At 42.3% G+C, this 21,240-nt stretch carries 17 protein-coding genes and 1 pseudogene; 14 read left to right on the top strand and 4 right to left on the bottom strand.

The window, feature by feature from the left end; translation table 11 throughout:
• The first annotated feature begins 295 nt into the window (after positions 1 to 295).
• Positions 296 to 1,275: pseudogene (locus C400_RS0120045) on the top strand (aldo/keto reductase).
• A gap of 87 nt (positions 1,276 to 1,362) precedes the next feature.
• A complete protein-coding gene (locus tag C400_RS0120040; protein WP_017427991.1) occupies positions 1,363 to 2,214 on the top strand; it encodes an aldo/keto reductase in 852 nt (283 codons plus the stop codon).
• A 39-nt stretch (positions 2,215 to 2,253) separates the two neighbouring features.
• On the opposite strand, the gene C400_RS0120035 is transcribed toward C400_RS0120040, so the two are convergent.
• On the bottom strand, positions 2,254 to 2,688 hold the full coding sequence (locus tag C400_RS0120035) for a MerR family transcriptional regulator (RefSeq protein WP_017427990.1): 435 nt from the start codon (positions 2,686 to 2,688) through the stop codon (positions 2,254 to 2,256).
• A gap of 253 nt (positions 2,689 to 2,941) precedes the next feature.
• On the opposite strand from C400_RS0120035, the gene C400_RS0120030 reads away from it, so the two are divergent.
• The 5 genes from C400_RS0120030 (at position 2,942) to C400_RS0120015 (ending at position 6,796) form a co-directional block, all read left to right on the top strand.
• Positions 2,942 to 3,952, top strand: coding sequence for a zinc-binding dehydrogenase (locus C400_RS0120030; protein ID WP_017427989.1), 1,011 nt, complete (start codon positions 2,942 to 2,944; stop codon positions 3,950 to 3,952).
• A gap of 492 nt (positions 3,953 to 4,444) precedes the next feature.
• On the top strand, positions 4,445 to 4,597 hold the full coding sequence (locus C400_RS28095; RefSeq protein ID WP_155764930.1) for a hypothetical protein: 153 nt from the start codon (positions 4,445 to 4,447) through the stop codon (positions 4,595 to 4,597).
• Positions 4,598 to 4,605: 8 nt separating this feature from the next.
• On the top strand, positions 4,606 to 5,088 hold the full coding sequence (locus tag C400_RS0120025) for a hypothetical protein (protein WP_017427988.1): 483 nt from the start codon (positions 4,606 to 4,608) through the stop codon (positions 5,086 to 5,088).
• A 413-nt stretch (positions 5,089 to 5,501) separates the two neighbouring features.
• Complete coding sequence (locus C400_RS0120020) at positions 5,502 to 6,236, top strand: SDR family NAD(P)-dependent oxidoreductase (protein WP_017427987.1); 735 nt, start codon at positions 5,502 to 5,504, stop codon at positions 6,234 to 6,236.
• A 131-nt stretch (positions 6,237 to 6,367) separates the two neighbouring features.
• Entirely contained in the window at positions 6,368 to 6,796 is a 429-nt protein-coding gene (locus C400_RS0120015) for a MarR family winged helix-turn-helix transcriptional regulator (protein WP_017427986.1), read from the top strand.
• A gap of 70 nt (positions 6,797 to 6,866) precedes the next feature.
• Here C400_RS0120015 and C400_RS0120010 read toward each other — a convergent pair whose 3' ends face one another.
• Together C400_RS0120010 and C400_RS0120005 are read right to left on the bottom strand one after the other, a co-directional pair.
• Positions 6,867 to 7,841, bottom strand: a complete 975-nt coding sequence (locus tag C400_RS0120010; RefSeq protein WP_017427985.1) for a bile acid:sodium symporter family protein — start codon at positions 7,839 to 7,841, stop codon at positions 6,867 to 6,869.
• Positions 7,842 to 7,925: 84 nt separating this feature from the next.
• Positions 7,926 to 8,807: an AraC family transcriptional regulator gene (locus tag C400_RS0120005; protein ID WP_017427984.1), complete on the bottom strand. Its 882-nt coding sequence runs from the start codon at positions 8,805 to 8,807 to the stop codon at positions 7,926 to 7,928.
• A gap of 248 nt (positions 8,808 to 9,055) precedes the next feature.
• Between C400_RS0120005 and C400_RS0120000 the strand changes: the two genes are divergently transcribed.
• Both C400_RS0120000 and C400_RS0119995 read left to right on the top strand, forming a co-directional pair.
• Positions 9,056 to 10,342 carry a cellulase-like family protein gene (locus C400_RS0120000; RefSeq protein ID WP_026065478.1) on the top strand — a complete coding sequence of 429 codons (1,287 nt, stop codon included), beginning with the start codon at positions 9,056 to 9,058 and terminating at the stop codon, positions 10,340 to 10,342.
• Positions 10,343 to 10,420: 78 nt separating this feature from the next.
• On the top strand, positions 10,421 to 12,778 hold the full coding sequence (locus C400_RS0119995) for a beta-galactosidase (RefSeq protein WP_017427982.1): 2,358 nt from the start codon (positions 10,421 to 10,423) through the stop codon (positions 12,776 to 12,778).
• Positions 12,779 to 12,895: 117 nt separating this feature from the next.
• Here the strand turns inward: C400_RS0119995 and C400_RS0119990 are convergent, their stop codons facing one another.
• Complete coding sequence (locus tag C400_RS0119990; RefSeq protein WP_017427981.1) at positions 12,896 to 13,879, bottom strand: glycoside hydrolase family 5 protein; 984 nt, start codon at positions 13,877 to 13,879, stop codon at positions 12,896 to 12,898.
• Positions 13,880 to 14,374: 495 nt separating this feature from the next.
• Between C400_RS0119990 and C400_RS0119985 the strand changes: the two genes are divergently transcribed.
• From C400_RS0119985 to C400_RS0119965, 5 genes are all read left to right on the top strand, one after another.
• Positions 14,375 to 14,938, top strand: a complete 564-nt coding sequence (locus C400_RS0119985) for a 5' nucleotidase, NT5C type (RefSeq protein WP_016819574.1) — start codon at positions 14,375 to 14,377, stop codon at positions 14,936 to 14,938.
• A gap of 126 nt (positions 14,939 to 15,064) precedes the next feature.
• Entirely contained in the window at positions 15,065 to 15,859 is a 795-nt protein-coding gene (locus tag C400_RS0119980; RefSeq protein WP_017427980.1) for a Nif3-like dinuclear metal center hexameric protein, read from the top strand.
• Positions 15,860 to 15,940: 81 nt separating this feature from the next.
• Positions 15,941 to 18,283: a glycoside hydrolase family 2 TIM barrel-domain containing protein gene (locus tag C400_RS0119975; RefSeq protein WP_017427979.1), complete on the top strand. Its 2,343-nt coding sequence runs from the start codon at positions 15,941 to 15,943 to the stop codon at positions 18,281 to 18,283.
• 155 nt (positions 18,284 to 18,438) lie between these two features.
• Positions 18,439 to 19,104, top strand: a complete 666-nt coding sequence (locus tag C400_RS0119970) for an ArsR/SmtB family transcription factor (RefSeq protein ID WP_016819577.1) — start codon at positions 18,439 to 18,441, stop codon at positions 19,102 to 19,104.
• A gap of 121 nt (positions 19,105 to 19,225) precedes the next feature.
• Positions 19,226 to 20,509, top strand: coding sequence for an MFS transporter (locus tag C400_RS0119965; RefSeq protein WP_017427978.1), 1,284 nt, complete (start codon positions 19,226 to 19,228; stop codon positions 20,507 to 20,509).
• Positions 20,510 to 21,240 lie beyond the last annotated feature (731 nt).

Below are 21,240 nucleotides of genomic sequence, written 5' to 3'. Positions count from 1 at the left end.
AGGGCAAGATATTTATACAACAATAAAAGAAAAGCTTGGTGAGATGGCGAGCCTTTATCTGTTATGAACAGTGAGGGGCTCGCCATCTGTATAAAAGCACACCGTATGTTCAAACATATTAAGCCGTTGGGTTGCATCATGCCATTGTATACATATAAGTCCTGCTGACAAAAATTTTAAATAAACTGACTCAAACGTATTGACTTCGAGTTACACGAAGATGGTAGGCTACTACGTATAAACAACATACTGCACTCATTAAAACATCATTTTATTGTAAAGTGAGGTCAATTCAATGGAATTTGTGAAGCTTGGAAATACCGGTTTGGATGTATCACGGCTTTGTCTCGGCTGTATGGGGTTTGGCGATGCGAAACGTTGGATTCATCAATGGGTACTTGATGAAGAGAGTAGTCGCCCGGTTATTAAAAAAGCGCTTGAACTTGGCATTAATTTTTTTGATACGGCTAAGTATACTCTCTTGGATCAAGCGAAGAAATTTTGGGACGCGCGCTTAAGGAGTATGCCATCCGGGATGAAATTGTAATCGCAACGAAAGTTCATGGACGTATGCATCAAGGACCTAATGGCGCAGGTCTTTCTCGCAAGGCCATCATGAGCGAGATCGATAAAAGTCTGAAACGGCTAGGTACTGATTATGTAGACCTGTATCAAATTCACCGTTGGGATCACAATACGCCTATTGAGGAAACGATGGAAGCCTTGCACGATGTAGTGAAGGCAGGAAAGGCCAGATACATTGGGGCATCCGCTATGTATGCTTGGCAATTTCAGAAGGCATTGCATGTTGCCGAGAAAAATGGATGGACTCGGTTTGTATCCATGCAGAATCACTTGAATCTCATTTACCGTGAAGAGGAGAGAGAAATGCTTCCATTGTGCAGGGAAGAAAAAATCGGTGTAATTCCATACAGCCCGCTTGCATCGGGAAGATTGACCCGTGATCCGGAGGAAACAACCTATCGATCTGAAACCGATGATATTCAAAAATCAAAATATGATGCAACAGCAAATGCCGACCGATGGATTGTGGAGAGGGTTGCGAACATTGCAGAAAAACATGGTGTTCCCCGCGTACAAATTGCACTTGCCTGGTTGTTGCAAAAAGCACCGGTAACTGCTCCTATTATCGGTGCTACAAAAATATCTCATCTTAAAGAGGCTGTAGCTGCACTTACTGTGAAATTAACAACGGAAGAAGTAGCATTCCTGGAAGAGCCGTATGTGCCGCACTCTATTGTTGGTTTTAATTAACTGACATAGGTTGAAAATTGCTGTTTCGGATAGCAAAATTTAAATACCTGATAGAAATGATGAAAAACTACTTTCCGGGAGGTTTATATGCAAAAAGTAATACTGAACAATGGTGTTGAAATGCCTATCATTGGTTTTGGGGTATATCAGATTAAAGATGCGAAAGAATGCGAACAAAGCGTTTATGACGCTCTTATGGCAGGCTATCGTCTAATCGATACCGCTGCGGCTTATCAAAACGAAGAAGCAGTTGGCAGAGCTATCAAGCGGAGCGGCGTACCGAGAGAAGAATTATTTATTACTACAAAACTTTGGGTACAAGATGCGGGGTATGAGAGTGCAAAGAAGGCATTTGCAAAGTCACTGGAAAAATTACAGTTGGATTATTTGGATCTGTATCTGATTCACCAGCCATTTGGTGATGTGTATGGTTCCTGGCGCGCGATGGAGGAATTGTACCATGAAGGAAAAATCAGATCGATCGGTGTGAGTAACTTTCAGATGGACCGTCTCGTTGATTTGATTCTTCATAATGAAGTCACTCCGGCCGTTAACCAGGTTGAAACACATCCTTTCTGCCAGCAAATTAAAGGTGCCACACTTATGAAGGAATACAATGTACAGATTGAGTCTTGGGGGCCTTTTGCAGAAGGCAGAAATAATATGTTCCATAATGGAGTGTTGGTGTCACTGGCTGAAAAGTATCAAAAATCCGTGGCTCAGGTGATTTTACGCTGGTTAACACAAAGAGAAGTCGTCGTAATACCAAAGTCCGTCCATAAAGAAAGAATTATTGAAAACTTCAATATTTTTGACTTTGATTTAAGCATAGAGGATATGGAGACAATTGCTGCATTAGATATGAAACAAAGCAGCTTCTTCTCACACAATGATCCGGAAATCGCAAAAGCGCTTGGTACGACCCGATTTGAGATTTGATGCTATCATTCTATTACAAAAAGTCGACGCAGAAATCTCCTAACAAGTCTTCAATGGGCAGGATGTGACCGGCGTTTCTTTTGACCAATAGGCAGGATTGGTATCATCCGGGATCACTTGATTTATAATGTCACGGTAGTGCTCTTCTTTGTTGGTAATAAATTCTGCCATAAATTTTACTTCTTCTAATTGAGCGAGAACCGCTTCTTTTTGCTTGCGTATTATTTCATAACGTTCCTCAATGGTTGCATCGCCTTCCAAACATAGGTCTACATATTTTTTGATGTCTTCGACGGACATACCACACTTTTTTAAGTTTTTTGCACCTGTAAGCCAGTGTATGGAATCGTCATTAAAAATACGGTTATTGTTTTTATCACGCTGTAAACCTGGAACTAATCCTTTATCTGTATAGAAGCGAATGGTGTGTACAGTTAAGTCAAGTAGTTCTGCAACTTCTTTCACAGTATACATGTTACCCCTCCCCAATCTCATGTTGAATGAAGCTATTTAAATTATTATTTCCTTCGTGTTGCTCGAAGGTGATGGTTTAAATAATACTTTAAGCTTCGATAATTGTAAATTCCGAATACAGAACAAAACTTTTTAACATTGTTGACTTCGTGTTACTCGAAGGTTGTATGATTTTAATTGTTTGGGGCTAAGATGATTTGATATTTAAAAACGAATGACAAAAGCCGAGGGTAAAAGGGATGAGTAAAATTATATGAAAGCAATGATGTTAAGAGAATTTGGCGGACTCAACCAACTGAAGCTGGAAGATGTAGAAACGCCTATACCTGGTTCAAAAGAGGTTGTCGTGCGATTAAAAGCAGCAGCTCTTAATCGCCGGGATTTGCTAGTCATACAAGGCCGATATCCGGGGACCAAGGTACCTGCTATTCCCGGCTCTGACGGCGCAGGGGAAATTATTGCGGTTGGAGATGAGATTTATGATGTCTCAATCGGTGACGAAGTGATCATCAATCCAGGTTTGAACTGGGGCAACGATATGAACAAAAAAAGGGCTGAATTCACAATTCTCGGCGTTCCTACTAACGGAACGTATGCTCAATATGTTAAGGTACCAGCGGAAAGTGTCTATTCAAAGCCGTCCCATTTATCTTGGGAAGCAGCAGCAGCGCTCCCGCTCGCCGGTTTGACCGCCTACCGTGCTCTCGTGACGAAAGGCAAGGTAAAGAAAGGCGAAACCGTTCTGATCCCCGGCGTTGGTGGAGGTGTAGCTACCTATCTCGTTCAGTTTGCAGCCGCACTCGGAGCTGAGGTTTACGTGACATCCAGCAAAGAAGAAAAGATCGAAAAAGCAAAAACATTGGGTGCAACCGGAGGTGTCAACTACACAGCAGATGATTGGGTGGAGAAATTGGAGAAACTAACTGGCGGCATTGATCTATCCGTCGACAGTATTGGCGGCGAGGTGTTCAATAAACTGCTGTCACTTGGCAAAATCGGAAGTCGAATCGTCAGCTTCGGGGCGACGAGAGGTCCGATTCCGAATCTGCTTCTACCCAATATGTATGTGAAAGAAATCTCGGTCTTAGGCTCAACGATGGGAAGCCAGCAAGATTTTGCTGATATGGTCAAACTCATAGAAGAACACAAGATTGATCCTGTTTTGGACGAGATTTATCCGCTGGAGGAAGTGACCGAGGCACTGTTCAGAATGGAAAAGGGAGAAAATTTCGGGAAAATCGTTTTGACCATTCCACAAGATTAACGAGAGCATGGAGTCACCAATTGCTGAAGAATAAGGGCTATGACGTCGTACGTAAATAAGCAGTCACTTCCAAAGATGAGTCGATAGGCTCGTCTTTTTTGTTTGATGATTCAAGTTCTCATCTCAGGCGTGGACAAGAAATAATCCAACACCATACAACCGGCTCCTTGAGCCACAATATTGTAAGCTTCAGTGGACTTAATGATTTGAACATGACTATCAGGATAACATTGTAATCGATCCCGTGCTGTTTTAGCTGCTACCTCAAAAAAACGCGGTTTTGGTACTATAATAAGCCGCGTCCTCAACGACTTCTAAACAAAAGCACATGTTTTGCTCTAAAAAAGAGTATGAGCCGTATAGGGAAAGTCCCTTTCTTTTATGAAAGACCTGGATGAGACTAAGCGGAATTGTGTTCAATAAATAAAAAACTCTGCCAATAAGAGTGTAGAAGCGACGTGGGGGAAAATACGTAACTTTCCTAATCTAGTAGTGGAAACAATCGAGTCTGTAGACGCTTTTGTTAAGGGGGATGCAGTTGTTTTAGTTAATCGACAAACAAACGAGATATTGACTTTCTTAAATAAAAAAGGAGATCGTTTATCAAGTAAGTTAAAATCAGAATTAGATTTGACTAGAGAGTGAGGACGACTATGAATAACTATATAATATCGTTTACAAAAAAGTTTGATTATTTTTTCGAGCAAAAAGAAATCTCAAATATTATTTATTTACATGATGAGGATGATAATGAGAGATTAGACCATGTCCTTTTCCTTGAGAAAGGTGATGGTAATGTTATAGGCTTATATATAAGAGGCATGAATCCGTTAATCTCAGTGAATAGAATTTACGATTTGGATGATTTTAATTTATTTGCAAGTTATGAAGGATTGATTGAATCTAAAGAAAATATTAAACTCAGAGTAGAATATATAGGTATGTTTTTTAGTACTCAATACAACGAATTATTGGGTTTCTATTTGGCGAATAACGATGTATCTAGTTCTATATTTATATTATTTTCACAAGATGAAATTTATGTGGAAAAGGATTGTAGTAAATATGAGGCTAGTAGGGCGCTTGAGAAAAGGTTTTCGACTGAAGGTTTTATAACATACGAAAAAAAAATGTGAGACTGACTGGAAAAAAACAAACTTCTAATCGGAAAAAATTAAGTATATAAGGCTAAGCTTCGCTCTACTCAGAAATAATATTTTAGATTCCTAATATTGGACAGTGTTTTAAAATCAAAATAATATAATTGAAAAGATCACTGAAGATAAGAATATAAACACATAAAAAAAGCTGTCGAGAAAGTTTCTCGATACTCTGAGCACCGGAGAAATCTCCGGTGCTTTTTATTATTCGAGAGCGATAATATTACTCCTTTCTACATAGCAACTAACCATATGGCTGGGATAAAGCAGCAGTTGTATGTTGAGTATAAAAGGAATATAATTTAGATATCTAATATTTAGATATCTAATTAAAATATCTGAATAAATAAGATTTGAGTAAATTGATAATGATAAAAGGAGATATCAACATGAATAGACTGGCAGGTAAAATTGCTATAATCACAGGCGGAGGATCAGGGATAGGAGAACGGATGGTCGACCTCTTCAGTGAGGAGGGAGCTGTAGTTATTGCTGCAGACATCAATGTTCAAGCTCTTGAACGGGCTAGTAAGAAAACGAATGTGTACGGAATGAAACTGGATGTTTCTTCTGACGAGGATTGGAAGGCTCTTTCCGCAGAAGTGAACAATAAATTCGGTAAAATTGACATTTTGGTTAACAATGCAGGAATAACTTCTGAGAAAGGATATCAGGATATCGACCTAAATGACTGGCATAAATTAATGTCGATTAACGGGTATGGACCGTTTGCAGGTATTAAGCATGTAGCCCCGTATATGGCTGCCCAAAAGAGCGGCGCTATTATTAATATTTCTTCTTACACCGCTCAAATCGGTCAGGGATTTAATCATTATTCCGCTTCAAAAGGTGCTGTACGTGCTTTGTCGAAGGCTGCGGCAACAACGTTCGGCCGGTTTGGGGTCCGTGTAAATACGCTTTTTCCGGGTATTATTGAGACACCAATGACTGAAGCCCTTAGCACATCTAAAGAAATGCTTACCCACTTAATTCAAGCGACTCCATTGCAGCGACTTGGTCGACCTGATGATGTAGCTAACGCTGCTTTGTTTTTGGCTTCGGACGAGTCTTCATACATTACGGGATCGGAGCTTGTTATTGATGGCGGTTTTTCTGCCCAATAAAATTAGAATTCACTTTACTGGGAAATGGATTATGCCTGACCTTCTTTCAGTAAAGAATGACTTTTATACAAGCCCCCTATACAATATAGGGGGCTATTACTTCATTTGAGAAAGCAGGTTAAAGAGTATTAATGAAAGAACAAAATATATTTACGCTGATTCATGCTATGGACCAGGTTACCAATAACCTATTAATTAAGTGGAATAAAATGTTTAATGAGAATCTAGGGGTATCACATATTCTTATTCTTTCGTACTTAAATAATTACGGAAAGTGCCGCCCTTCTGATCTGGCCAGGTTATTGGGGCTAACTCCTCCGACATTAACCCATCTATCTGGAAAGCTTGTAAAAAAGGAGTTGGCTGTACGAGTGGCGGATGAGGAGGACCGGCGGATTGTGTACCTGCAAATAACTGACGCTGGTGTCGGAATGCTAAATAAAGCGCAGGAAGACGGACGACAGCTTAGAAGAGAACTATTTGAAAACCTAACTGAAGAAGAAAGAGAGGCCTTGTTGTCTGTTTATGAAAAACTAAATAAGGTCATGAGTGAGGATTGATTACAGGTAATCATAAAAAAGCCGCCATGTTGGCGGCTTCTTTTTATTAATAATTGTAACCGCTCCGACTTTAGGAAGCAGAGAGCGTACTGCGCTTATTCTTAGCGTTGGCGCGGTCGCGGCGGCTCAGCAGAAATCCGACCAGAGATGCTGTGGATTGCTGAAAAATCATTCCGAGTACAACGGGCAGTGCTACGGGAGCCGGGAAATAGGTGATGGCTAGCACAGCCCCCGCGCTAATATTGCGCATGCCGCCGTTAAAGACAAGCGCCGTACGGTCTGCATTATTCCACCGCATCAGCCATGATATGAGATACCCAATCGCATATCCAGTGGAGGCAAGGATAATGATGGAGAGGCATACTCCGACAAGCTTGAGATTAAAATCAACCAGATAAGGCGCGATGACAGATCCGTTAATCATGACGACCAGAGCCATAGCTAGCTTGGAGAACGGGCCCAGCCGAGGCCCCCATACCTGCTTAATCTTTCCTTTGGTCCATTCGTTCAGCACCATGCCAATTAATGAAGGAACGACAATCATCCAGAACAGGCTTTGCATCATTGCCCAGGTGTCGAGCTGGACATTCGCTCCGATCAGCAGGGACATAATGCCGGGCACAGCGAACGGGGCCAAAATTGTATCGATTAGAATGATCGCCAATGTAAGGGCTGTATTGCCTTTGTAGATATTAACCCAGACGAAGCTGGAAATGCCAGTAGGGATAGCTGCACCAAGAATCAGTCCAGTAATCGTATAAGGATCGTCACTGAAAGCCAGATGCCCAAGCATCATGGCGAGCAGCGGCATGGCTAGGTGAAGAATAAACAGACAGGCGATCAGCGGACCGGGATGCTTGATTACATGGATAAAATCCTTGAACCCCATGCTGATGCTGCCCGCGAAGGTCATGAAGGCAAATAGCCAGGGAGAAAACTCGGTATATTGGGATAACGGCGTACCGATCAGGACGCCGATTAGAATGCTGATGGGTGTGATTAGCGGCATAGCTGAATTGAGTCTACGATTCAACGTTAGGAGCATACAAAACTTCCTTTTTTGTACTTAAGTATAGACCTTGCCCCTTGATCCGTAAATGATCCGTGTAGGTGGAAGATCATCTATGGATCAGCCCTTTAAATTATTTCGGTACGCCAGAGGAGAGCAGCCCATTATTTTTTTGAATAGCCTGGAGAAGTAATAAGGGTCCCTAAAACCGAGTTGTATGCTAATTTCTTTAATAGAAGCATTCGTTAAATCCAAAAGCTGACTGGCTCTTTGAATTTTCATTCTTAAATAGTAATCGACAGGGGAATACCCGGTTGATTGCTTGAATATTAGGTTTAAATGCTGCTTGGATACCTGAACATGCTGGCTAAGCTCATCAAGCGAAACGGTGGATTCCAATTGTTCGCCCATATAACGTATGGCCTTATCGACATGGCTCTGGTACGTGCTGTCTTCCTTGCGAGCTGCAACAGATACAACAAAACTCAGCAGATAGCGGATGGTTTGCGACACTTGAACTAAATGTATCATGGAGTATGATTTGTTCAGTAAAAGGTCGTAACACTGATGAAATAGCTCCAGCAGTTTGATTTCATCACTGGCAGCCAGCGAAATATACATTTTAAATGGCTCAAACAAATCCATAAAATCATCCATTTGATCCCCTTCAAGATGAAACCAGTAAATTGTCCATGGATCTTCATCGTCAGCCCCATAAGCATGCGGCATGTCCCTAGGAATGTACGCAAAGCTTCGCTCTTTCAGGACAATGGTTAGGTTATCCTTGGTTCGTATCCGGCCTTTTCCGCTCGCACAGTAAATGAATATATGAGAGTCGCAGCCATTTGTTCTTTCACGAAAATGATGACGGGCATGGCTAAAGCAGCCTATATCCGTAATATATAAATCTTTCGTAAGCGGATTCATTTTTAATTTTTTCAGCATATAGGGAGGAAGGACATATACCTTTTTACGTTCAAAATCATCGGCTTTTTTAGTCATAATCTATTTATCTCCCAGCCGTAGGCGGCTCTAATGATGAAATACGTATATAGTCCATCATAAACAGTGGATTGTCAATTGTCTGTGATACCGCTTACTTGTAAGCTTTGATATAAGAGCGATTATGAGGGAGTGATGAATTGAAAATGAAGGTAACCGGTCAGATTGAACAGGCTGTAGAAGGGCTGCGGAAGGCTTGTAGATTAAGGAGCATTGAACCTATGAACTGGGGCTGGGAGGGAAATCACATGAGTAATCTGATGAGAAATGTACCGCGTAAATTGACGATCACGATGTGGGACTTCTCTTGGTATACCATGACACAGGAGAGGGAGCCCTACAGCGACCTGGCAGCTCGTTTTCAGGAAGCGGTCGAAAGAGGCTACAATACGATCCGAATATGCGCTATGCCCTTCATGTTGTTTACGGTGGATGGCAAACGCCCCGGTCCATTGGAGTTTGCGAGTCTTGGAAAAGTGGGCCAGCGTACGCGCTGGTATAACTGTCGCGGCGGTGCAGTGCTGGATGGGCATGCTCATTTGCTCGAACTGTTTAGACAGGCAAAGGCTCATAATTGTCACATTATATTATCCTCTTGGGAATATCAGCAGAGTCCGACCTTCCTGGCCCATGCTGAGCTTAGAGATGAATTAGTTGCGATCCCACCTAAGGAAAGATTCATGACGATTGCAAAATCAATGGATCAATTGATTCGATTTGTTACAGCAGAAGGCTATAGGGATCAGATTATCTATACAGAGCTGCATAACGAAGTGGAATTTGGGCAGCTAAACGCCGTCGGAACGTCTGAGGGCATAGCAGAAACGAACGTACCGGCAATTATTGAAGCAATGCAGCCTTACGTAGAAGAAGCGATTGAATATCTTCGCCAAAGCCATCCAGATATTATGATGACAGCCAGCTATACACTAAATGAAGCCTACCCCAAAGCTTACGTGGCGCGCAATATGCAGGTGGCCCATTTTCATCTTTATATTAAAGGGGTGCTGAATGAGCTGATGGAAGCGGCAGGGCTTGATAATGAGCTGGCGCCATTCCCCAATCCATTCGTCCAATCCCTATTGAGGGAAGATGCCCCTCCATTTGCAGAATGGGCTCTGCCTCCAGAGCAAAATTGGCGGATGGAGGGCAATCCCGTTGGCATGAGGCTTATTTATTTACACGACTGGGTAGATCCGGATCAATGGGATTTATTTTTGTACGATCGGTACGGAGATCATAAAATGGCCATGTTGCAAAAGGCCGACTCCCGATTGGAGGAGATTCATGAGTGGACCCGTCGTTCCGGTATTCCAATTGTCATAGGAGAAGGATATGTAGGCTATACGCCCCTGCATGCCCAATTTGAAGAAGGTCCGGTCGGTAAATATATAGCCGAATATGTGTTGCGAAAAGGAATGGCACTGGGGTTCTGGGGAATGACCCTCTGCTCCAACTGTGCTCCGCATCATCCGTTCTGGAATGATATAGCCTGGCAGCGCAAGTGGAACCAATTTATCCTAAATTCAGATTAGAGGTTCCTTCCTAGACAATCTATTGTCTCTGAGATAGCTGGTGTCATTCAATATGAACGATTGAGGGGAGTGAACTTTATGAGAAACTATCGAATTACGGTCCAAGATGATCATAAGCATATTGTGAAAGGCCAACTCAGACTTGGCGGCATCAATCCAAAGGGAGAACAAATCGGCTTCACCAACTATTTTATGGAGAAGGATGGAGAGCTTTTTTTCGGGATTTGTGGTGAATTCCATTATGCACGCTATGATGAACGCTATTGGGAAGACGAAATTATTAAAGTAAAAATGGGTGGCGTCAATATCATTGCTACTTATGTTTTTTGGAATTTACATGAAGAAGTCGAAGGTATTTTTAATTGGAGTGCGAACAAAAACCTCCGCTATTTTATTGAGTTATGTGGCAAACATCAGCTCTATGTCATTATCCGAATCGGACCCTTCAATCATGGCGAAATCCGAAACGGCGGTATACCGGATTGGCTATTTGGCCGCCCATTTGAGGTTCGTTCTAATGATGAGGGATATTTGTTTTATACGAGAAGAATGTATAACGAAATCGGTATTCAGGTTCAAGGGTTGTTATATAAGGAGGGTGGGCCGATCATCGGCACCCAAATCGAAAACGAGCATCATCATTCCTCTGCTCAGTGGGGATTGACTGTAGGGATTAATGATATGTGGTTAAACTCTGGGAGTGACGGTAATTCGCATATGTTAAAACTTAAAGAAATAGCTCTGGAAGCGGGTATTGATACTCCGATCTATACATGCACAGGATGGGGAGGAGCGACAACGCCTGTTCCTGATATGCTGCCCTTATGGGGCGGATATGCCTACTGGCCGTGGATCTATTATGAAGAGGGACGGTTGGAGGGGAAGGATGAGCATCCTGCGACACCGGAATACATTTTCCGAGACAAGCATAATAACAAGATTCCGAAAAGCTACAATTTTGAGCCCCTATACGCCCCGGAAGACTATCCGTACGCTTGCTGCGAAATGGGTGGCGGTATGGTTCAGTTTTATAAATACCGGTTTGCCTTTCCCTATCGCAGTGTTCCAGCGATGACTGTCATGAAGGTTGCAGAAGGCTGTAACCTGATCGGATACTATATGTATCATGGGGGTTCCAATCCGCGAGGTAAGGTTAACCCGTTCACAAACGATATGGCTACACCTAAAATATCCTATGATTTCAATGCCATGATTGGAGAATTCGGTCAAATAAGGGAGTCATACCGAAGAACAAAGCTACAGCATTATTTTCTTTCAACGTTTCAAAAGCAATTCTCTCTGACGAAGACTATTCTGCCAGAGGACACGTCCCCAATGGACCCTTATGATGTGGATACCTTACGATATGCGATTCGCTCCAGTGCCGGGGCGGGGTACCTGTTTCTAAATAATTTTCAGGACCATGTTGAAAATTACGACCTGTACAATTTCAATGTAAGCATTGAGCTGCCTGAGGAAACGATTGTAATCCCTAGTCAAGGTGAACTGACATTAGGACGGGATAGCTTCGCTATTTTGCCTTTTAACCTCAATTTGGATGGAATAAAGCTCAAATATGCAACAGCCCAGCTGATAACAAGGATAGAAGAGGATGGAGAAATATATTATTTTTTCTTTGTACCAGACGGGATGAAAGGAACGTATGCATTGGAATCAAAACATATCATCCGTGCCACAATCGACAAAGGTTCGATAGAGCAATTGGATGAGAATACGATCATTCAGGTTGCTGAAGAGGAAGAGAGTCTCATCCGCCTGGTATCTGAAAGTGGCCAAAAAGTTGTCATCTATACGATGACTGATGGACAAAGCTTGGAGTTTTGGAAGGTCAACCTGCAAGGTCGAGACAGAGTTATCCTGACAAGTGCCAATTTACTTGTATCCGGAGCTGAGGTGAAACTGGAATCAACAGATCAGGAGATTGTAACACTGAGTGTATTTCCGGATTTTGACGACTCAATCACATCCATATCCGGTGGAGAGTTGCTTGCAACAACAGAAAGTGAATTATTTACAACGTATCAGTTAAGAGTTTCAAAGAAAGAAATACACTTCCATCTGAAAAGGGTGAATCATGATAAATTCGTCCTTGATTTTGAAAAAAATGCCCTTGATGGGATCAAAGAGGCTCTGCTGCGTATCAATTATACGGGAGATATCGGTTATGCATTTATTGATGGCGAACTGATTCACGATAACTTCTGCAACCATACGACCTGGGAAATAGGTTTAAAATCATTTGAACATCGGCTCATCGAACGAGGGATGTACGTATATGTTTCTCCAATTCGAAAGGGCAGGGTTGTAAACAGCAATACAACCATGGCTGGCTGGAAAGAGACAACGGAGGAACGAATCGCGAACATTGGCGCGGTCAGCATAGTGCCTGTGTATGAAATCAAAATCACTGTATAACCCAGAAAGTGTAAGATCAGAGACGCTCAGCGAGTGCTTTTAGTACGAAGTATAAAAATGTAATAGCTCATGGTGGTTCAACCATGAGTCTATTACATTTATTTTCCTATATTGCTATTAGTAGATACCGGCTTTTTTCGATGTTTCTTTGATACCGTTGGTTCCTTCTACCACAGTGCGGCCCCAATCGGTCAGATTGCCGTTAGGTCCTGTTACAAGATCAAGATAAGAAAGGTTGGAGCTATTACCGTACCAGGACCAAGCTAACCAGCCTATGCCTTTGGATTGGCCGTATCTCATGATTTCTGTCTCGTCGACGTCTGCTCCCTGGTGGTAACCGCCAAATTCACCAATAATCAGAGGGAGTCCTTGATTCAGAACGTTATCAATATTGGTTCGAACAGTTTGAACATCTTTACCAGCGAACTCATACATATGGATGGAGAATACCGTATTCTTCAAAGAATCAGCTGCAAATACAGACTTACCGAAGTCATTGATAGATTGAGGATATTGTCCCCAACCAGCACAATCGACGATGAGTGTATTTTTAATACCTGCGTTTCTCAGCTTGGGAATCGCTTGCTTATACCCATCTGCCCAGCCGCCTCCATTCCAAGAGCCATACCATTCGTTCGCAATGTTCACGATAACCCGATCTTCCTTGCCGATCAGGGCATCTTTTATGCTAATCCAGTAATTCACAGCCGCATCCAAAGACGCATAGTCGTCTTTACCCGTAGCGTCATGAACCTCAAGTACAGGAATCATTTTATAACTTGTGACTAGGGAGATAATATTTTTTACGGAATTTATGTCATCCTTGGTGTATTGTGTTCCGTTAGAAAGGACAATCCGAACGGTATTAGCACCTGTCTTGGCAATGGCTGGGATGGCAGTATAAAGATCGTTTTTGTACCAAGTGTGAGCATGATTGACGCCTCTCATAACGAACGGATTGCCTGTAGAGTCATACAATTTGGTACCGCTTACATAAAAACCTGAAGCAGCTTGCGCCTTGGAGAAGAATCCCCCCAAACCAATCATGATAAGCAGACCAGCGAGTCCAGACAATAATGCTTTTCTTAACAATGTTTTCACTTTTATTCCTCCCTAAATATATTATTCAACTTCCTGCTATATAGAGGTGGAGTAGGGGGGCAAGTATGTAAATAGCAGTAAGCTAAACACGTTATGAAGCGCTTTCATTTTTGTTATTAGTTATTTTTTTGTTATTCTACCATTTGTGTTTTTGTTATTCAATTGATTTTTTTAATTTTTTTGTTTTCGGATCATATCTGTATAGGTTTCTTATTGAAGTGTGATTTATAAAGGTTTTATTATAACTTTTCTCTCTATTATGATATGTTTACTTGATTTTTCTGTAGGATAAGTTAGCTAAAAATAATAAAATAAAACCTAACTATTTTGATGATTGATTTGTTGGATATAAACCAACCTAACGATATGTTTGGTTAGCTATCAGTAGTTATGTGAGGAACCGATAGTATAGCTTCATGCCAAGCTTCACCCCAGTATTAAATTATTGTATGATATTCTCGTAATACTTTTACCAGAATGGATAGGGGCAAGATGATGAGAAAACCAATCATAGCAGTCGATATGGACGATACGATCTGTCATCTCGTCAAACGGGCTATATACCATAACAATAGTGAATTTCCCACTCATCCGCTTCGTTATGAAGAAATGTTAGATTGGAACACCGATCATCTACGTCATCCCAAAAGCACACATGATGTATTTTATGGACGACCGGGTTTGTTTGAGGAACTTGAACTGTATGACGAGTATGTCGTAGAAGAAATGGAGAAGCTTTGCAATGCTTTTGATGTCATTATTGTGACAGCGGCAGAACCAAAAACCGTCGTGGAGAAATGGAATTGGCTTCAAAGACATATGCCATTCATTCCGATTGAGAACTTTTTCCCATGTAAACGAAAGAATCTGATTAACTATGATCTCCTGATTGATGATGGTCCTCATAATTTAGTGCCTGCACTGCAGGAGGGGAAGCAAGTGCTTTGTATTCCTCATCCATGGAATATGAAGGCAAGAGAGCAATATGAGTTCCCGGTCATGGCATCTTGGCAAGGAGCAAAAGAACGAATTGACTCCATTTTGGGAGTTCTGAAATAAAAAAATAGATGCATTCGTAAAACAGCTGGCTCACTTGGAGCTGGCTATTTTGCTAGAAATAATAGACCCCATAACAGAATAAAATGGTACAATTGATACATATTTTTCATGGGGAGGGATACGTGTATGACCATGACTATGGGGCAGATGGTGAATCATCTGACAAAGGGAATAGACATACCCAATACGACCGTAGATCTGCTTAACCCAGAGCTCAGGGATATTGAGATTCAAGGAATTGTAACCGCTTTCTGTGCATCGCAATATGTGATAGAACAAGCTATTTCGCTTGGCGCGAATTTTATCATTACACATGAAGGTCTGTATTATAGCCATCACGGGATGCAGGAATATTTACTACATGATCCCGTCTATTTGCACAAATCTCGCCTGGTCGCCGACTCAGGCGTAGGGATTTATCGTTTTCATGACACCATACACCGTTATCAGCCAGATGGAGTGATGGTTGGACTTCTTCAGGCGCTTGATTGGCATCCTTACGTTGTGAAGCAGCAGCCCTCTTCCGCCATTTTGGCTATTCCAGCTATGGAAGTTAAGGAGATCGCTGAATATATGAAAGCCAAACTTCATATTCGTTATGTACGAGTAGCTGGCGAGGTATCCATGCCGTGTGAACGAGTGGGAATCTTAGTCGGATATAGGGGAGGTGGTGAACTAGCCATACCATTATTTCTACATGAAAATGTAGACCTGATCATTGCTGGTGAAGGGCCCGAATGGGAAACACCGGAATATGTGAAAGACGCTGTCTATCAAGGGCAAAATAAAGCACTTATCATGCTGGGACATGCTGAAAGTGAAGCACCTGGTATGAAGTATCTTGCTGAAACACTTTCCGTCCAATTTCCAACGCTCCCCGTCTACTTTGTTGAGGATCGCCCTGTGTTTGAAATATTGTAAGAGAGAACATACCTATGCTGATGATCATCCCGCACTGTTGTTTATATCCGTTCATCTACTTTATGAAATGGAGGCAAGATAATGGGAAGCAGAGTGATTATGCCGTTCAGAACGGACTGGAAATTTATAGAAGGCAATTACACAGGCGCTGAGAAGACAAACTATAACGATGGGCATTGGCAGGACCTTCATATCCCTCATGATTGGAGTATTGAAAAGTCCTTTGATCCACATATGCTGTATGGCGGCAATCAAGCTTATTTGCCCAGGTGGTCTGTTGGGTGGTACAGAAAGCATTTTAATGTGAAGCCCTCCTCTCCAAAACAGCGCGTATACATACAATTCGATGGCATTCACAGTAATAGTGAGGTTTGGCTCAATGGGCATTTTGTGGGCAAGCGGCCCTATGGGTATGTTAGCTTTCAATATGATTTGACTCCATATATTCGGTGGGACGAGGATAACGTAATTGCGGTCAAAGTGGACAATACGCTTCTTCCGCCTGACAGATGGTATTCGGGGGCCGGTATTTATCGTAATGTGTGGCTGATTTATACGGATTATCTTCACGTAACCGAATGGGGAACTACTATTACCACACCTGAAATTTCGCCAGATGAAGCCAAGGTGAGTGCCAGAATTAAGATCAGCAATCACCATGAGCATGCCGTAGAGTGTACGATTAAGACTGAAATACTGGATTCACAGGGACAACTAAAAGGAAAAATTGAAAACCGAGTAGCTCTTGCGGGCTTTGAAACAGAGGAAATTGAGCAGAGAACGAGAGTTATAGAACCAGAATTATGGTCACCGGACAACCCGGTGCTCTATGAAGCCCAAACGACGATCTATTGCGACAATACTGAGGTGGATCGTTATCGTATCCCTTTTGGCATAAGAGAAGTGATCCTCGAATCTCAAAAAGGATTATTGCTAAATGGAAGCAGCTTGAAGCTGAAGGGAGTGTGCATTCACCATGATTTAGGCTGTCTAGGGGCTGCTTACCATGATACGGCCATGAAGAGAAGGCTGGAGAAGCTGAAGGAAATGGGCTGCAACTCAATCCGTTTTGCGCATAATCCTATGGCGCCCGAATTATTAGACTTATGTGACCATATGGGTTTCTTGGTGGTGGATGAGGCTTTTGACAAATGGAAATCTCTTTCCTATGAGCATGTATATGATGAATGGTGGGCAAAGGATCTGGAGGCCATGCTTGTTAGAGACAGAAATCATCCTAGTGTTTTTATGTGGAGCGTTGGTAATGAAGTGGAGAACCAAGGTCAACCGTCCATGCTAAACATGTTGGAGCAGCTCGTTGCCTTTTGCCATGAAAAAGATCCAACCCGGCCTGTTACCTGCGCGCTTGAGCCGCATAATACACCGATCAGCTTGCGTGATGGTTCGATTGAGGCCAAGGTGGAGCATACCAAGCTACTGGCCCAACGAGTGGATGTACTGGGGCTGAACTATCAAGAACAGTGGTACGAGCACTATAGAGCGGCCATGCCGGATACGCTTATCCTTGGAACAGAGACGTTCCCATATTATCGGGGTAAAGATAACCGGGTTAAAGGTTATTTGCCCCTGAATCCCTGGTTTGATGTCGCTAATCATGATTATGTGATTGGTCAATTTGTTTGGAGTGGAATCGACTATTTGGGAGAAACAGGCTACCCCTCCAAAGGGTGGTCCTCCGGCCTGATTGACACGTGTGGGTTTCGCAAACCTGTATCTTATCTCCAGCAAAGTCTTTGGTCTGATCAGCCAGTTGTGCACATAGCCGTATTTAATGAGTATATGAAATCGGAGTATAATCCGACATGGACAATGCACTGGAAATCGCCAGCTATGGAAGATCATTGGACATTTCCTGAATACGCAGGAAAACTGATACGGTTGGTTACCTTTACCAACTGCGAGAGCGTAGAATTGATCGTGAACGAGGAATCATACGGTGAGAGAAAGTTGGCTGATTACCCTAATCATTTAATCCTATGGGAATTACCCTATACACCAGGCAAAATTCGGGCTACAGGCCGCAATGGGAATCAGCAGGTTTGTGAACATGAACTGACTACCGCCGGGCTTCCTTATGCTCTAAAAATGGAGGCTGATCGGGCGACTCTACCTGCTGATGGGCATGAGATATCTCATGTGGAAGTAACCGTTATCGATCAACACGGGATCGTTGTACCTAACCGGGATGTTGATTTGAGCTTTGAGCTGCATGGTGATGGCCGTATCCTTGGAATAGACAATGGGGATCTCACCAGTGATGAACCTTTCAAGGGAAAAGGAAGACGAACACACAGAGGAAGGTGTCTTGTAATCGTACAATCCGGGGATGTAGCTGGTGAACTGTTGCTACAAGCCTCAGCAGATGGGGAATTACAGGGAGAAATCAGCTTGAAAGTGGAATAAAGGAGAAAATGAATTTTTGCCAGCTCTTGCAGCTGGCTTTTTTGCGTGAAAACTGAATATATTTCAGAATTGACATGAAAAAAAGGAAGATTTATAATTTCGTTATTAATATTAAAGAAATCAATTGAATAGTATAGTGAATGGGGTGTTTAATAGTGAACGAACGAGATTTCAAAGATGGACTTTTCACCGAATACGCACGGATCGGAAAATGCTTGTCCAGCCCGAAAAGGTTGGAAATTCTTGATATTCTCATACAAGGACCCAAATCAGTTGAAGTTCTATCTAAAATGACTTCGATGTCCGTTGCCAATGTTTCTCAGCATCTACAAACTCTATATCAGGCTAAGTTGGTTCAATCCAAAAAGCAAGGAAACTTTGTCTATTATGAACTTTCTGACTCATCTGTTTTGCACTTTTTAAATTCATTGTATGACCTGTCTGAAAAGCAGTTAATTGAAGTTCAACACATTAAAGAGCAATTTTTGGGTCAATTCTCAGATGTTGAAGGAGTCACAATGGAAGAATTGGCAATGCGGATGGAAAAAGGGGAGGTCACACTTCTTGATGTACGGCCGCGAGATGAATATGAAACTGCTCATATACCGGGAGCTGTTTCCGTTCCAATTGAAGAATTAGCGGAGCAGTTATCTCTGTTGCCAGCCGACTCGAAGATTGTGGCTTATTGCAGAGGCCCGTATTGCTTAATGGCGGTTAGGGCTATTGAATTGTTGCAAGCTCATGGCTTCAAAGCTAGACACTTGGATAAGAGTGTTCACGATTGGAACGACTTTATTCTTAACGAAGTGACAGGATCATGAAGCTTGGAATGTTTTTCGTTCTGCAAATGTAGCTTGTCGAGTGGGCCGATAAGACCGTCGCTTTTTGATGAAAAAAATAGATAACTGTTCTGTAGGGAATCAGGGGAGGATGTTAGCCTTAATGAATTTGACGAATGCTTCCCAGAAGAAGCAAGCGCTTATCAATTCCTATGTGGAATCTTCAGATAAGCAAAGAAAACTGTATCGTCGTACGCTTATCACCGTTATTTTCTCTCAAATTTTTGGAGGCGCTGGACTGGCTGCCGGAGTAACCGTTGGTGCGTTGTTGGCGCAAGATATGCTGGGCACGGATAAGTTTACGGGGATTCCTACAGCATTATTTACACTTGGATCAGCGGTTGCAGCACTCCTCGTCGGTCGGTTTTCCCAAAGATTCGGCCGACGAATGGGATTGGGACTTGGTTTTATCGCAGGGGGAGTTGGGGCGGTTGGTGTCGTTGTTGCAGCTCTTATGAACAGTATTACCCTGCTTTTAATTTCCCTTCTTGTTTATGGATCGGGAACGGCTACAAACTTGCAGGCTCGTTATGCCGGTACAGATCTCGCAAATTCAAAGCAGAGAGCAACAGCTGCGAGTATGGCTATGGTCTTTACAACGATCGGAGCGGTAGCCGGTCCCAATTTAGTTAACGTTACGGGAGAGTTTGCGCTATCCATTGGAGTTCCCAGTTTAGCGGGACCTTTTCTTTTAGCGGCTGTAGCCTATACATTAGCAGGCATAATATTATTGCTACTTCTTCATCCAGATCCTTTATTGGTAGCCAAAGCAGTTGCGAATCAGACAGCACCAGGAAGCCAGTCGAATTCTGATTCTGAGGCTACTCGTGATGGCAGAAAAGGAATTACTCTTGGCGCTTTAATCATGATAATAACTCAAATTGTCATGGTTGCGATTATGACGATGACTCCCGTACATATGAAGCATCATGGACATGGACTCGGCGAAGTAGGATTGGTCATCGGTTTTCATATTGGCGCTATGTATCTTCCGTCCTTGGTTACGGGTATTCTTGTCGATAAGATTGGTCGTATAGCGATGGCGATGGCTTCAGCTGTAACGCTACTTCTCGCTGGCGTAGTAGCTGCGCTGGCTCCCACTGATTCAATGGTTATGCTTATTGTGGCGCTTTCTCTTTTAGGGATAGGGTGGAATTTTGGACTGATTAGCGGAACCGCTTTGATTGTAGATTCGACAACAACATCTAATCAAGCTAAGGTACAGGGATCGGTGGACGTACTTATTGCTTTGGCAGGAGCTTCGGGAGGAGCACTGTCCGGGATGATTGTAGCAAATTCAAGCTATTCCATACTTTCTTATGCGGGAGGAATTCTGGCACTGGCGTTACTTCCTATCATGTTATGGATACGTCCAAAGAGAGCATAGACTAGCAAAAAACGACCATTTGGTCGTTTTTTTTGTGTTTACCTGACTGTCAGGGGGAAGGAGCTTGCATGAAAATCGAATAGAGAAAGTCCTCATTTCATAATTTGCACAGGCTTCTATCTTAAAACTACACAGTTTAATTGCCCTTCCTACTATTAATATATTTTTGTTGGAACGGTGAGGCGCTACTAGGAACAAGTGGTGCACAAGCTAGAGCAGGCAAAAGCATCTACCAAAACTAGATCGGGTCTGGCGATCTATCTAGATGCCCCAATACACTATAGCTATAAACCGAAATGCTAACGTTGCATAATTTACCTGTGGTAATCAGTAAAGCAAAATGGTATATTATTTGAGCTGACAACAAAACAGCCGTTTCAAAAAAAGAATAATTAGGGTGAAATGATTTTTATAAAAAAGAATAAAATAACCCTTGCATTTTTGAAATGAACATGATATGATCTTATAGCTGCTGAAAAACACAGCGAAAAAGAATTTGATCTTTGAAAACTGAACAACGAGTGAGTACGGATTTTATTTATAAAATCCAATGCTGAAATTTTGGTACATGCCATCTGGCTGTATGAAATGGAAGCAAAAATGAGATATTTTATCTCGTCAGTTTCAAAATGAGCTAATCGCTCTTTCTATATTGTTTCATCTTCGGTTCTTCTCATTGGAGTGGATGAAGATGAAACAGGTTGACGTTACTTTGTAACGTCTTTAATGGA

Source organism: Paenibacillus sp. ICGEB2008, assembly GCF_000307675.1.
Lineage (GTDB): Bacteria > Bacillota > Bacilli > Paenibacillales > Paenibacillaceae > Paenibacillus > Paenibacillus polymyxa.
This window is presented reverse-complemented; position numbering and strand designations above follow the sequence as displayed.